Consider the following 14,973-nt stretch of genomic DNA (forward strand, 5'->3'; position numbering starts at 1 on the left):
TTATGAAAACATTCACAAAATTTATATATATATGTATCATTGTTTTTGGACTTTCAAGCTGTTCAGATAACATTTTAGATAAAGAACCTTTAGATGAAGTATCACCAGAAACATTACTTCAAACAGAAGGTGGTTTTAGAAGTGCTTTAGATGGCGTTTATGCTATTATGAAACAAGATTTTTTAGGCTATAATTTTTGTATTTATTCTATACCTGAAGCGGTAAGTGATGATATAATTTTAGGGTCTCCTTTTGGTTTTACCTTTGACAATACTCATAACGATTTTTATACACTTACCTATAATGCTGATTCGTTTCAATCTGAAGGGTTCTGGAAAATTTCTTATGAGGCTATAAATAATGCCAATATACTAATAAATGCAGCTAGAACAAGTAACCTTCCTAACAAAGATGTCTTTTTGGCCGAAGCTCTTGGATTAAGAGCTTTGTTGCACTATAATTTGTATCGTTTCTTTGCTCCAGCCTTTAATACAAACAGCAGTGCGCTTGCGGTGCCCTATAGATTTGAAACCGATGAACTTTTAGACATAAATCCCAGAAATACAAACCAAGAGGTTATTGATTTTGTAATAACAGATTTGTTAGAAGCTGTAAGTTTAGCAACTAACGATGTAAACTCATATAGATTGTCTAAAACTGGAATAGAAGCTTTGTTGGCTAGAGTTTACCATGAAACAAACGATTTTGAAAGTGCCATTTTTTATGCAGAAAAAGCATTAACCGATAGTAGATATACGCTTGATACCGAAGAAATGGCATTTGAAAACCAATGGAGACAAGACGATTCTAATGAAATAATTTTTAGAATTCGATTTGGAAGTTCAGACGATGGTAGCAATGCGGCGCTACTATCTGTACCAGTTTATTTTAGTTTTCCATATTATGTGTCTGATGATTTAATAAATCTTTACGACCAAGCAAATGATATTAGGTTTAATGCCTATTTTGAACTTGAACCATTTGGTTCTGGCGCCTTCTATCCTAAAAAGCATATAAGTGAAAGAACGGCTACGTCATCCAACCCAGGAGTAACAGATATTAAACTGGTACGTGTTCCTGAATTGTACTTAATTCTTGCTGAAGCTTATGACCATACAGGTAATCCTGAAATGGCTCTGAAAAATTTAAATATTTTAAGAAATGCCAGAGGTATTGGAGACTATTCAGGAAGTGATTTATCTAATGAAATTTTAGATGAACGCAGACGTGAACTTGCATTTGAAGGCTTTAGGTTTACAGATTTAAAAAGGAAAGGACAAGGTTTTACAAGAGCAGATGGAAGTTCTTTGGCGCCAAAAGATGACCGCTTTGCGTTACCAATTCCTCAATTAGAAATTGACAGGTCTGGTTTAACTCAAAATGACCCATATAAATAATCCCCTTTTTTTATTAAACAATAACTGTTTTAAAACTGTACTACTTGATTATAACCGAATTTGTAGGTAGGCCTATTTCAGTAACCCTAAATTAAATTGATGAAGGTTGTGTTATATATGCACAGCCTTCATTTAAACAGAATGAATAATAGATTAGATGAAAAAAACAATAAAAATATATTTATTTATCCTTTTAATTATTGGAATAAATAACTGCTACTGTCAATATCAAGGATATACAACCGATAGTGATTCGTTATTAGTTTTAAAAAATGGTTCAATAATAAGCTTAACTTCACAAGAGGGTTCTGTAAAAACAGGAACAATTGTAATTAAAGCAGATAAAATTGAAGAAATCTTTTTTACAGAAAACACAAAAGAATATGCTAACGCCAAAGTTATAGATTTAAAGGGTAAATATATATTACCTGGCTTAATAGATGCACATGTACATTTAGCAACAGTACCTAAAAAAAACCGAATAGAAAACCAAAAGGAGGTAGAAGCGGTACTACTAAAAATGATTAACTCTGGAATTACCACGGTAAGAGATATGGCTGGAAATGCTATTATACTTTCAGATTATGCACGAGCAAGTCGCTTAGATCAAATTCCTGCTCCTTCAATTTTTTATGCTTCACAGTTTGCAGGTCCAAAATATTTTAATATGACAAGAAGACATTCAAACAATCCCGAAGATAAAAGTGATAAGCCTTGGGCGCAAACCATAACCGATTCAACAAATATAGCCTTAGCAGTGGCAAGAGCAAAAGGATCTGGTGCTACTGGAATTAAAATTTATTCAGATTTAAGTGCTCATTTAGTTAAAAACATTGTAGAGGAAGCAAATAATCAAGGGCTACAAGCTTGGAGTCATTCTGCTGTGTTCCCCGCATCGCCTATGCAAATAGCAAATGCAAAAGTAAACACGATGTCTCATGCTTGGGATATTATGTACGGTTTAAATGAGGATGGTGAAATTACCCGAGAAAGTTTATCAAATAAAATTGATTTTAACAGGTTGGATAGAATATTACTGTTAATGAAAAAGAACAAAGTTATTTTAGATCCAACAAACTATATAGCAGAAAATAACAATATGAATGGAGTAGAAATTCCAAAGCGCGCTCATGAATTAGGAGTGAAGGTAGCTGTGGGAACTGATTGGCCTTATTTGTATGAACCAGAAATCCCCTTTTTTAAAGAATTAAAACTTCTTGTGGATAAATGTGGTTTTACCAATGCAGAAGCATTATATAGTGCTACAAAAATAGGAGCTGAAAGTATAGGGTTAGCAGATAGAGGTACTATAGAAAAAGGTAAAAAAGCTGATATTATTATAGTAAACAAAAACCCTTTAGACCATATAGAAAACTTAAAAGATATACACACTACTATTAAGTCTGGAATTATTTATAAAAAAGAAAAAACATGAAAAATATCATTATTTTATTATCTATTACATGTATCTTATTTACTAGTTGTAGCCAAAATACACCTCCAACTATTATTGGTGAAATAGTAGATAACAAGAAAATAGAACAAATTGAACTTTTTGATTTAGAGAGTGAGAATAAAACAATTCTAGATTCTATTAACATAATAAATAAAACGTTTAACCATAATCTTTCTTTTAAAAATGTTAAAGTTTTAGAAGTTCAAACAAATGATTATAAGTTACCTAGACTTGTTTTCTTTTATGAGCCTGAATTGAACTATAAATTCATTATTAATGGTAATAATATGTCAATTGTAGCTCCAAATAACTCTCTACAAGCTGAATATAATAAGTTATTAAAAAGGCTAACCCCTTTAAACCAAAAGTTAACTGAGGTATCAAAAGATACGACTCTAAGTAAAGAAGACCTTAATAGGTTATCATCAAAATATTTTGAAAACCTTTTGGACATTCAAAAAGATTATATAAAAAAACATCCAAAATCTTATATTTCTTTATACTTACTTAAACATATAGTTCGCTACTTTGATGTACTAAGTTATCATGAACTTAATGCCTTTTATAAAATAGTTAATAATGAGGAAAATAAAGATAAAACAATGCTAAGCTTCATAGAAAATAAATTAAAAAGCAAAGCTGAAAACCGTATTATAGGTCAGAAAGTTCCTGAGTTTTCTTTAAAAAACCCTAACAATAAGGTGTTTACCCTTAATGATTTTAAAGGCCACTATGCGCTTATCGATTTTTGGGCAAGTTGGTGTGCACCATGTAGAGTGACTAATAAAAAAATTATCCCTCTGTATAATAAATACAAAGAAAAAGGTTTTAAAATAGTTTCTATTTCCTTCGATGATGATAAAGAAAAATGGGTAAAAGCTATTAAAGATGATCAAATTCCTTGGATACAACTTTCAGATTTAAAAGGATTTTATAAATCTGAAATAAAGGAACTTTATAATGTTGAAAGATTACCCAGTACTTATGTTATAGATCCTGAAGGTAAAGTAGTTGATCAATATTTAACCCATACCGAATTAGAAGAACTTCTAGAAACAATTTATTAAAACTAATAGCTCGTACTAAATTTTAAAATGATGAAAAATTCATTCACTATAATACCCCTATTAATATTTACATTAATTACAGTAAGTTCTTGTAATAACACTGAAGAAAAAGATAAGCAAATTATTAAAGGAACAATATCCGGTTTAGAAAATAACCCTGTTGTTTTAATGGATGACAAATTTTTTCCTTTAGATACTGTGCAAGCAACCAATAACAGTTTTGTTTTTGAACATAAACTTGATATAAATAACCCTAAAATGCAAGGTGTATATTTACCACAATTAGCTAATAAACCTGGTGATTTGAAAGGTAAACGAAATAAAGCGTATTTTTTTATTGACAGTAAAAATATTAATATTAAAGGAGAGATTTTAGATGACAACTTATTAAATGTAAAAGTTATCGGATCTCCAATTACAAAAGCGTATAAAAATCTAGAAGCCAATTTTCCTGCTAGTATTGAAATGGAAAAGTATGCAGAACGATATAGTCAAGCATTTAAACTTTACAATGATATAGAACAAAGTGAAGAAAATTTAAAAAACTTAAAGTATTATAGTCATATAATAGATTCGTTAAACGTGGTAAAAGGACAAAATATAGTAGATGCTATAAATACTAATTCAGAAAGTATAGCGCTTTCTTATATTGCTTACAATAGATTTAAAAGAAAATCGCCTGAGTTTCTTAAAAATTTGGTAAATAAGTTCGCTCCAAGCATTAAAGATTCTCATTATATTTCTCTTTTAAATAAACAAATAGAATTAAAAGAAAATTCCTCTATTGGTGCAATGGCTCCAGATTTTGAATTGGCAAATCATGTGAACAAAAACATAAAACTTTCAGACTTTAAAGGCGCTTATGTACTTATTGATTTTTGGGCAAGTTGGTGTGGACCATGTAAAAGGGAAATTCCTTATTTAAAACAAGCTCATGAAAAATTTAAAGACAAAGGTTTAAAAATAGTATCTGTATCTCTTGATAGTACAAAAGAAGCATGGTTAAAGTCGTTAGAAGAAGAAAATTTACCATATATAAAACTATGGGATGAAAAATTAAAAACAAAAGATCTATACCAATATCTAGGTATTCCTTGGACGGTTCTAGTTAATCCAGAAGGCAGAATAGTAAAATTAAATAAAGGGTTAAGAGGGGAAGATTTAGAGAAAACCTTAAAAAAGCTAATACAATAATAACTATAACTATTAGCTAAAAATAGAGAAATGGAACATATTTATTTTATGATTTTTTTAGTTGTTTAAATTGTATATGTGTTCAAGATATTAAGGAGACCAATAAAAGCTTAAATGCAGAAATAACAATAACAACGATCCTTAATAATCTTGGTTAAATTATAATAGTATAGAGTTAACAAAAATGAAGCATAGTTATCAAATAAAACGTGGGTTTTAGATAAGTACAAAATACAGCTTACTTTTTTATAGACATCAAATACATTAATAAATAAAAAAATCTCAGATCAAATTCTGACCTGAGATTTTAAAACTTACACAGTTTATTAGGCATTACCTTATTTTTCTAAAACACAAAAATTTAGTACAGGCCTATTAGAAAGTTTTCTAATTCATGTTCTGAGATATTTTTCATTATAATTTTACCAGATTTGTCTAATAAAAAGTTGCTTGGAAAGGCTTGAATACCAAATTCATTGCAAACGGCGTTGTCTATATCTAATAATTGCGTCCATGAGGTGTTTAATTTATCTAAAACACGTAACCATTTATCTCTATGGCGTTCACCATCATGAGAAACGCCAACAATTTCAAAAACGTCTTTATTAGCCTGATGTAATTCTTTAAGTTTAGGAAATTGCGCAATACATGGCGGGCAGCCACTATACCAAAAATCGACTAGTACGTATTTGCCTTTAAAATCTTCTAAAGAAACCTTGTTTCCATTTCTGTCTGGCAATATAAAGTTTGGTAGATTTCTACCTACAGTTACTTTTTTTGTTAATTCTTTATAATTATAAAGTTCTTTCCCTAACCATTTAGATTTCATAGTGTTGCCCAATAAACCATATACATATTCTAAATCTTCAACTTTAGGATTGTAGATGTAAAGTGATCTTGCAAATGCTAACGACAAATAAGAATCTGGATGTTTCATAATATAATCTAGTTTCTTAATTTCATTTATTTTTCCAATCTCAGCATATAAATTTTGTTGTTTTGTTTCTTGTTCTTGAGTCTTATCATTAAGTATGGTTAATGGTTCTGCCAATGTATATAAAGAGTCTGATGCTTGATTTAAATCTGCCCGCGATTTTCTGAAGTTTGTATATTCGTCATGAGTTACAGATCCTTTTACGTCCTTTAGAAACGGAAAGTTTGAACTCAATTTCACGCTAACTTCGCCTGGTTCTAGAAAAAATGCACCATTTGCTTTTGATTTTTTACCATAGAAGCGTACCCAACTAGGGTGTAAAATCTCTCCTTTAAAAACAACCTGTCCTTTATTAGCTTGTTGTTCTAAAGTTTTCTTTTTTCCATCCATATCTAAATATGTAACTGATAAAAGCTCGTCATCAGTACCTTCAATATGAACTAATACTTTAAAATCATGTGATTTGTTTGGTGCCTTTTCTTTGGAAACTAATTGGTTTTTTTCTTTACAATTAAGCAAAACCAATGAAAATATTATGAGAATTAAGTTTATAACCTTAAGGTGTATTAGGGCTTTTTTTATTTCTTTTTTCATGTTTTAATTTTTATTTCTCATTATGTATTTGATAATTTGAGCTTGCGCTGAAATTTTTGAAGTAACATAATTTTTTAGTCCTTTTTATAGGTTCTCGATTATCTGAATTTATTCCTTAATGGTGCTGTAATTTTCTTTAGGCATGGGGTGTTTAGGAAAGGGTAAGCCAGCCTCTTCTAAAAGTTTATCAATTTTTTCAGCCTCAAGATACGGTGCGTGATAAGGGCGCAACATGTTGTAACGTACCATTCCCTTAGGATCTATTATTGCAACATGTGGAATTCCAGTAACTCCAAAATCGGGATTAAATTCTGGTTGTGTTGTAAAAGCCACTTTCCAAGTCATATCTAAAAACTTCATAAATGATAACATTCCTTTGTATTCTATTTCTGGTTGGTCTTTAGCGGGGATTCTTTTTTTATTTTCTTTATCTAAATGATAGCCTTGAAGACTAGTAACTCCAATAATTTCTACAGGGTATCCTTCATAACGTTCTTGGAGTTTTCTAATATTTGGAAAACTAGCAATACACGGTGCGCACCATGTTGCCCAAAAGTCAATTAGAACCACCTTTCCTTTAAAATCAGCTAATGATTTTTCTTTTCCTTTGCTAATCCAGCTAATATCTAGTGCTGGTGCAGGATTGTTAATTAATTGTTTTTTTGCGTATGCTCCGGTTAAATATGCTCTACGTTTATTAAGATATGAAGGCCTACTAATGTTTAAAGTGTTAAAAGCTCTATCTATAGCCGCTACAGATTTAGTTCTAATAACTTCTAACTTTTCTTTAGATAAGCCAACCTCATCATTTGAAGCAACTTTGAACGGTGCAAAAATAGAATTCACGGCGGGTACAGACATAGGAAGGTCGAGTAGTGGTATAATATCGTCCATTAATTTAGAATCACCTATTGCTTTTAAATTTAAAAACTGTAGTCTGCCAAAAGCAGTTGATGCCGAGTTTTCATTTAAAAGTAATAATTCTCCAATAGCAGGGTGATGTACCAATTCTTTATAAGCTGTTATCCATTTTAAATTTTGATCATAATCTTTAGTGTTGCCATTTTCAGCAATTGGAAAATTTACAACCTTTATAGCTGCAGCTTTTGCACCTTCAAGGTTATTTGATGCTGACAGCTTGTCTAGAGCAGGGTATATAGCTTTACGTAATTCATTGTTTTTATATAGCAGTCCTTTAGGTTGAAAAAAAGCATTTATTTGAGTTAAGCTAAGTTTGTCAAAGTCGAAGTTTTTAGATACTTCGTTTATTATTTTAGCAGATTGAACATTTTTAATACTATCAGGATTTTTTGATGTAGTTATAACTAATAAATCTGATTGTAATTGAGTAAGTTGTTCATTGGTTGGGGCAGGTTTTGTTTTTTCTAGACAACTTGTTAAAGTAAAAAATATTACTAGTAAAAACACAAAACCTTTGTATGGGTGTTTATTCTTCATAATTAAATTTTTGAGATTATAGTTAGACAGGCAGTACCTGTCTAACTTTTAAATTGATTAGAATTTATATCCTGGGTTCTGATCTACTACATTATTACTAGTAGTTACAGAATCATAAGGAATTGGCAGGATGTATTGGTCTTTACTAGTTATTGTTGGCTTTATGGTAGAGATATCAAAACCATCTACTATAGCATATCTAATGGTGTCAAACCAAGGTTCTCCTTCTTCTACAGCGAGTTCTAACAGTTTTTCTTGTCTTATTGCATTTATCAGTTCTTCTCTAGTAGAAGCATTTGTGTTATCCATACCTGCTCTATTACGTATTTTGTTTATGGCATCTTTAATATCTTTAAGATCTCCGTTCGATCTTGCTAATGCCTCGGCATATATAAGATAAACTTCTGCCAGCCTTAAATGGATATTAGTACCTCCATCAAAAAAGCCTCTAAATTTACCATTTATAAAACCTCTTGTAGGGTGTTCATAATTAACATAAGAAATTCTGGTATCATTCACACTATTAGCAAAATTCTTGTAATAATCAGATATGCTAATATAAATCCACCATAATACACTTGAGGCACTATATTCATTATCATCATGATATGTAGCAAAAAGCATTTCAGAAGAATTAAACTCATTTTCAAAAACTTCAGCAAAAGTATCTTCTAATTTAAACGGGCTGTTGTCAATTACATCTTTTGATAATATTGCTGCCTCTGTATATTTACCCATGTAAAGCATTATTCTCGCTTTAAGAGCCAGAGCTGCATATTTGTTGGCATAGTATCCAGGGCTAGTAACAGCTAAATCTGGTATGGCAGTATCTAAATCGTTTAAAATAAAATCATATGTTTCTTGTACGGTACTTCTAGGGATTGCAATTGCATCGTTTGCTGGCTCTGTTCTTAATACAATGCCGTACTTAGAATTTAAATCCCAAAATTGCCCATAGCTTCTAAGAAGATAAAAATGAGAAAGTGCTCTTAAGAATTTAGCTTCTGCAATAATTTTAGACTTGCTACCAGTTTCAAATAGCGCATCATCAAGAGATGGTAATATATTAATGAGGTAATTTGCTCTATTTGAGATGGTGTACATTCCTGAATATACGTTTTTAGAATCTCTATCTTGTGGATCTACATTATTCACATAATAGCTAGAAGATGTGCCTCCAATAATACCTCCTGGTTCTGCTTCGATACCTAGTTGAAGTACAACACTTTTTATGTATAATGTTCCAGAAGCATCATTTAAAAAGCTGTATGCGCCCGCTAATGTTAGTTCAGCTCCTATTTGATCTCTAATGGCTGTTTCTTCTGTTAATACATCTTGAGCTTCAATATCTGTTACATCAACTAGTTCGCAAGAGTGGATACAAAAAGTTATTATGAATACTATGATAATGTTATGATAATTTTTCATGTTAATTTTTTTTAAAGTTTTACGTTAATTCCAAAAACAAGACCTCTAGATAAAGGGTATTCATCAGCATCAGTGTAATTAAAAAAACTTTGCCTACCATCATCTCTACTGGTTTCAGGATCTAATCCTGGGTATTTTGTGAATGTCAATAAATTACTTAATGACATATATATGTTAATGTTATTAACTTTAATTTTTTTGGTAATATTAGTTGGAAATGTGTAGCCTAATCTGATATTTTTTAAACGGACGAATGATGCATCATGTACAAAGGCGTCAGAAGTTCTATCATTATCATTAGGGTCATTTAATACTAATCTTGGTTGTGTTCCATCAGTGTTTGTTGGAGACCAAGCATCTTGGACATTATCTTTAATAACATTCTCAATGCCTTTTAAAACACCTGCGGCTTCCCAAACTTTTGAGTTTCCATAAGAGTACTGCCAGAGTGTTGATAGACTGAAATTTTTATATTGAAAAGTAGTGGTGAGCCCTCCAAAAAAATCGGGCTGTATGGAACCTAATACTTCTGTATCTTCGCTAGTTATAACACCATCATCGTTAATATCTCTAAATTTGTAATCTCCAGGTGCAGTTGTTGAAGATTGATATCTGCCAGTTGGAGAAGCGTTGTTAAGTGTAGTTATTTCATCTTGATTTTGAAAAATACCTTCAACTCTATACCCTCTAATTGTTCCTAGAGGTTGACCTTCTTCAACTAAGGAAGTCCCTCCTGTAGGAAAGGGAAACCCCCCTTCTAAATCTACAATTTTATTTTGAATGGATGTAAAATTAAACGTTGTATTAAAAATAAAATCTTCTGTTCTAATGATATCGCCACCTATTTGCAGTTCAATGCCCTTATTGTCCATTTTACCAATATTAGCACTTTGGCTGTTATAGCCTAATTCTAATTGAACGGGCCTGTTCATCAATAAGTCATCTATTCTTTTAGTGAAATAACCTACTGTTCCATTTAGGCGAGAATTGAAAAAACTAAAATCAACTGCTACATCTAATTGTTTGGTTTTTTGCCATCTAATATTAGGGTTGGGTAAACCAAGGGGCGCAATACCATTTAAACCATTATAACTGTATCCTGCCCCAAAAAAGGTGTCATATAAAAAGTCGCTTACATTTGCTAAACCTGTTAAACCATAACTAGTTCTTAACTTTAAATTATTTATCCAATATGCATTTTTTATAAAAGTTTCATTACTAATATTCCATGCTAAAGCTCCAGAAGGGAATTTTCCCCATCTATTATTAGGTCCAAATTTAGATGATTCATCTGCTCTAAATGTAAAGGTAGCATAATAGCGACTATCAAAATTATAATTGAGACGTGTAAAATATGATACCAGACCACTTGACGCATTTCCTCCACCTGCACTAGTAATTTCGTTTGCAGAACCTATATTGTTTATTTGTTCGTAGTTAGCAAAGCCTCTAACACCAATACTAGAGTAGTGATCCTCCGTTTTGTAAAAAGATGCGCCTACAAGTGCATTAATAGCATGTTTTTCATTAAAAAGCTTTTTAAAAGTTAATGTGTTGTCAAAAGTGGTGTTGAATGTGCGGCCATTTCGTTCAGATCTAGTTGCCTCATCATTGCTTGATGCTGTTGGGGGATTAAAGTAATTACTTTCTGTTAAATACAAACTTGCATTAAGTTGTGTTTTAAAAGTTAATTCTGGTATAAGATTTACTTCTGCAAATATATTCCCCAATAGGCTATTAGAGTGTTTTTTACTATCTGTCCCTAAAGTTGCAATTGGATTGGGGTCTTCTTTATAGTTGTTGAAATCGCCATTATTTAGGTAGATGTTATAATCTGGACGATATTTAATAGCATCTTGGATAGCAAATAATCCAGTGCTACCATAATTAAGAGAATTAGTAAAATTCAAATTAGTTCCCACTTTTAAATGTTTACTAAACTCGGTTTCAATGTTTGTTCGAATATTGTAACGCTTGAATCCAGTTTTATTAATAATTCCTTCCTGATCTGATAAATTCAGATTAAAAGAATAAATACTTTTTTCACTTCCACCAGATATGCCTAAACCTAAATTTTTTGTTATGGCTGTGCGTGTTATTTCTTCTTGCCAATTAGTGCTTCCATTTTGAAAAAAATCGGGGTCGTTTAAAATACTTGTTTTTAAGGAGCTGTTTCCAGAAAAATTTTGAGCTGCGATTGTTAAATTAGATTTGTATTCTTCAGCATTTAGTGCATTATATAATTCTAATGGTTTGTCTATTGTTATTGAGGAATTTATAGAAATAGTAGGTTTGAGATTTTTATGTCCTTTTTTAGTAGTAACTATAACTACGCCGTTTGCAGCTCTTGATCCATAAATAGCAGCAGCAGATGCATCTTTTAAAATATCAATACTTTGAATGTCATCTGGGTCAATAGTTGCTAATGGATTTCCTCTTCCGGATATACCAGCATCAAATGAATATCCACTGATATAATTGGGATGGGTATCTATAGGTACGCCATCTATTACATACAAGGGTTGATTATATCCTAAAATTGAAGAGACACCACGAATATTGATAACAATACCTTCTCCTGGGCGACCTGTTGTTTGTTTAACAAAAACGCCTGGGGCTTTGGCGGCGATAGCTTGCTCAAAAGTAGTTGGTGTTATGTTAGTGATTTCTGAACTAGATATTGAAGATACAGATCCTGTTACATCTTTTTTGTTTACCGATCCATAACCAACTACCACAACTTCCTCTAGTGATTCATCATCTGATTTTAAGGTGATGTTAATGGGAGCATCATTCGACGTTATTTCTACTTCTTGAGTTTTTTTGCCTAAATATTGAAAAACTAAAATATCACCAATATTGGCTGCAATTGTATAGTTTCCATCAATATCTGTGGTTGTTCCTTTTTTTGTTTTTTTTATAAAAATAGTAACTCCAGGTAAAGGCAGTCTGTTTTCTTCAGTAACGTTACCTTTGATAGTTTGTTGAACTCTATATTTACTAGGTTTGTTAGTAATAACAATGGTGTTTTTACCAGTTAATTCAAAGTTGAATTTATCTTTTGATAAGGATTTTAGTAAAAGATCGTTAGCTCTAATATTGCCTTTGTTCAGTGTTACTTTAGGAAAATCCTTAAACATATCTACTTGATATATAAATGTATAATCTGTTTGCGTCATAATCAGGTCAAAAACCTGATCTACGGTAATAGTTTGTTTCCTTTCAATTTTAATTTTGGCATTTTGGGACAATACGTTATCTGTTGTAAAGCCAAAAACCGTCGTGCACAATAAAAAAATGAAGGTTTTCATAACGATTGTTAATAAGTGTCTTCTTAGTAAAAAAAGAGCATTGGTTAATTTAAATTCCATAAATTTGCTTGTTTTTGGTTAGTTAATCATTTTTTTGATTTAATTAATTAATAATCTATAAGGGGATGAAGTTTTTTCTTTGAACGGTCTAAAACTTTGTTCCCTTTACTATTTTAATATAAGCGTGTTTTGTTTTATTTCATAGGAGTTTATATAGTTTGTGTTTTTAATTAATAAAAGGATATCTGTAAGATTTTGCTTTTTGCTTATCACTCCTTTAAACTTAACGGTTTCTAAGGTTTTATCTTCAAAAATGATATTAATGTCATACCATCTAGAAAGAACTTTCATAATGTCCTTTAGAGTTTTGTCTTTAAAGCTAAATAGACCTCGTTTCCATGCTATCTCAGAATAAGTATCAACTCGTGAGGAAATAATTAAACTATTACTTTTCTTATCAAGTACAGCCTGTTCGTTTGGTTTAAGAATGGTTTTTGTATTAAAACTATGTAATGCAATACTTCCTTCAACAAGTGTGGTGTAGGTTTTATCCTCATCTAAATAGGCCTTTATATTAAATTCAGTACCCAAAACCTCAATATCTTGAGTGTTGGAAATAACTTTAAATTTAGCGTTATTATGGTTGGTACTTGGTGATACTTTAAAATAAGCTTCACCGTAGATTAATTCTACTATGCGAGTCTCATTTTTAGAAAAATGGACAGGGTATTTTAATTGCGATTCAGAATTTAACCAAACTTGAGTTCCATCAGATAATGTTACATGATATTGACCGCCTCTTGGAATTGTTAAATAATTGTATGTAATTTTAGTTGCCTTTTTTGGAGGAGATTTATAAATTAAATCTTCTCCATTGCTTTCTAAATTATTGGAAGTAAAATGTTTATCTTTATCTAAAACAACAGTGCTTCCATCTCCTAGAGTTAAAACAGCTTTGTCAGTACCTATTTTGATATCATTATTTACAATAACAGGGTCAATTTTATTGTTTTTTGGAACATTTTTAATGTAAACTACTAAACTTATTGAAATTAAAATAGCTATTGATGCAGCAGCATAAAATAGTTTAACCCTTAAACGAGGCTCTTTTTTCTGGGTTTTTACCATAAATTCCTTTAGAGAAAATCTATGATCAAATTTCTTTTTAGAATTAATTAAATGATTTATCTCTATAAATTCATTAAAATATTTTAAATTATTAATATCTTCAAGCCATTTTACTAATTCATTAGATTCGCTCTCCGTTATAGAATTATTAATCAGTTTTACTATTAATTTATTAACTTGATTTTTATTCATTATTTAGTTTAATTTAATTTAAGATGTAAAAAAAGGTAAAAACCCTATAATAATTTAATATTTTTTTCACATTTGTAGAATATATATTGAAAAACGTTGAAATAATTGAATAAAATTGAAAATTTAAATATAGTAATTAAAGCACTAAAGGAAGGTAATCGAAGAGTTTTTGAAAACGTATACTCTGAGTTTTATGAAAAACTATGTGTGTTTTTAATGGGGTATACAGATGATATAGAGGTTATAGAAGATGTTGTTCAGGATGTTTTTTTGAAAATATGGTTAAATAGAAAAAACATTTCTATTACTACATCGTTAAGTAGTTACCTATATAAAATGGCATATACTACTTTAATGGAAAATTACAGGCAACTTAAAAGAAATGATAAAATGCTCTCTATGTACTATTATACAGCTATGATGGAGGCTATAGAAACTAATCAAGATTTAAAAAATATTAAACTAAAAAAATTAGAAAAATGCATTAACAAATTACCTGATAGATGTAAATCTGTTTTTTATGAAAATAAAATAAATGGATATAAATATAAAGTAGTTGCCGATAAAATGAATATTTCAATAAAAACAGTAGAAGCTCATATTTCTAGGGCTTTAGGGTTTTTAAAGAAGTGTTTAGTTTAAAAAAACAGATTAGTGTTAAAATAGGTTTTGTGCCAGATGTCATTCATCGCTTTCTGGTAAAACGTTACCATATCTTAAATTATAAAAAGCCCGTCAGCGCAAGTTGTCGGGTTTTTATATTTTAAAAATTTTAGCGTCCCCCATTAAAGCGCTTTTATGGCGCATTAATGGG

Annotated in this window: 10 protein-coding genes; 5 read left to right on the plus strand and 5 right to left on the minus strand. The window is 30.5% G+C overall.

Features of this window, described 5'->3' with window-relative positions; genetic code table 11:
- The first annotated feature begins 2 nt into the window (after window positions 1-2).
- The 4 genes from FQU21_RS15885 (at window position 3) to FQU21_RS15900 (ending at window position 5,114) form a co-directional block, all read left to right on the plus strand.
- On the plus strand, window positions 3-1,397 hold the full coding sequence (locus FQU21_RS15885; RefSeq protein ID WP_246124854.1) for a RagB/SusD family nutrient uptake outer membrane protein: 1,395 nt from the start codon (window positions 3-5) through the stop codon (window positions 1,395-1,397).
- A gap of 157 nt (window positions 1,398-1,554) precedes the next feature.
- The gene (locus tag FQU21_RS15890; protein ID WP_147678995.1) at window positions 1,555-2,832 is read left to right on the plus strand and encodes an amidohydrolase family protein; all 1,278 of its coding nucleotides are present in this window, start codon (window positions 1,555-1,557) and stop codon (window positions 2,830-2,832) included.
- Window positions 2,829-3,920 carry a TlpA family protein disulfide reductase gene (locus tag FQU21_RS15895; protein ID WP_147678996.1) on the plus strand — a complete coding sequence of 364 codons (1,092 nt, stop codon included), beginning with the start codon at window positions 2,829-2,831 and terminating at the stop codon, window positions 3,918-3,920. The genes FQU21_RS15890 and FQU21_RS15895 overlap by 4 nt, the downstream gene beginning before the upstream one ends.
- 30 nt (window positions 3,921-3,950) lie before the next feature.
- On the plus strand, window positions 3,951-5,114 hold the full coding sequence (locus FQU21_RS15900) for a TlpA disulfide reductase family protein (protein ID WP_187269405.1): 1,164 nt from the start codon (window positions 3,951-3,953) through the stop codon (window positions 5,112-5,114).
- A 361-nt stretch (window positions 5,115-5,475) separates the two neighbouring features.
- On the opposite strand, the gene FQU21_RS15905 is transcribed toward FQU21_RS15900, so the two are convergent.
- From FQU21_RS15905 to FQU21_RS15925, 5 genes are all read right to left on the minus strand, one after another.
- A complete protein-coding gene (locus tag FQU21_RS15905) occupies window positions 5,476-6,642 on the minus strand; it encodes a TlpA disulfide reductase family protein (RefSeq protein ID WP_147678998.1) in 1,167 nt (388 codons plus the stop codon).
- A gap of 108 nt (window positions 6,643-6,750) precedes the next feature.
- Window positions 6,751-8,100: a TlpA family protein disulfide reductase gene (locus FQU21_RS15910; protein WP_147678999.1), complete on the minus strand. Its 1,350-nt coding sequence runs from the start codon at window positions 8,098-8,100 to the stop codon at window positions 6,751-6,753.
- A gap of 57 nt (window positions 8,101-8,157) precedes the next feature.
- Complete coding sequence (locus FQU21_RS15915; RefSeq protein WP_147679000.1) at window positions 8,158-9,528, minus strand: RagB/SusD family nutrient uptake outer membrane protein; 1,371 nt, start codon at window positions 9,526-9,528, stop codon at window positions 8,158-8,160.
- 11 nt (window positions 9,529-9,539) lie between these two features.
- A complete protein-coding gene (locus FQU21_RS15920; protein ID WP_187269406.1) occupies window positions 9,540-12,839 on the minus strand; it encodes a SusC/RagA family TonB-linked outer membrane protein in 3,300 nt (1,099 codons plus the stop codon).
- Between the two features lie 168 nt (window positions 12,840-13,007).
- The gene (locus tag FQU21_RS15925) at window positions 13,008-14,159 is read right to left on the minus strand and encodes a FecR family protein (RefSeq protein WP_147679002.1); all 1,152 of its coding nucleotides are present in this window, start codon (window positions 14,157-14,159) and stop codon (window positions 13,008-13,010) included.
- Window positions 14,160-14,264: 105 nt separating this feature from the next.
- On the opposite strand from FQU21_RS15925, the gene FQU21_RS15930 reads away from it, so the two are divergent.
- Window positions 14,265-14,801: an RNA polymerase sigma factor gene (locus tag FQU21_RS15930; RefSeq protein WP_246124855.1), complete on the plus strand. Its 537-nt coding sequence runs from the start codon at window positions 14,265-14,267 to the stop codon at window positions 14,799-14,801.
- The last annotated feature ends 172 nt before the right edge of the window (window positions 14,802-14,973 follow it).

Source organism: Algibacter pacificus, assembly GCF_008033385.1.
Taxonomy (GTDB): Bacteria; Bacteroidota; Bacteroidia; order Flavobacteriales; family Flavobacteriaceae; genus Algibacter; species Algibacter pacificus.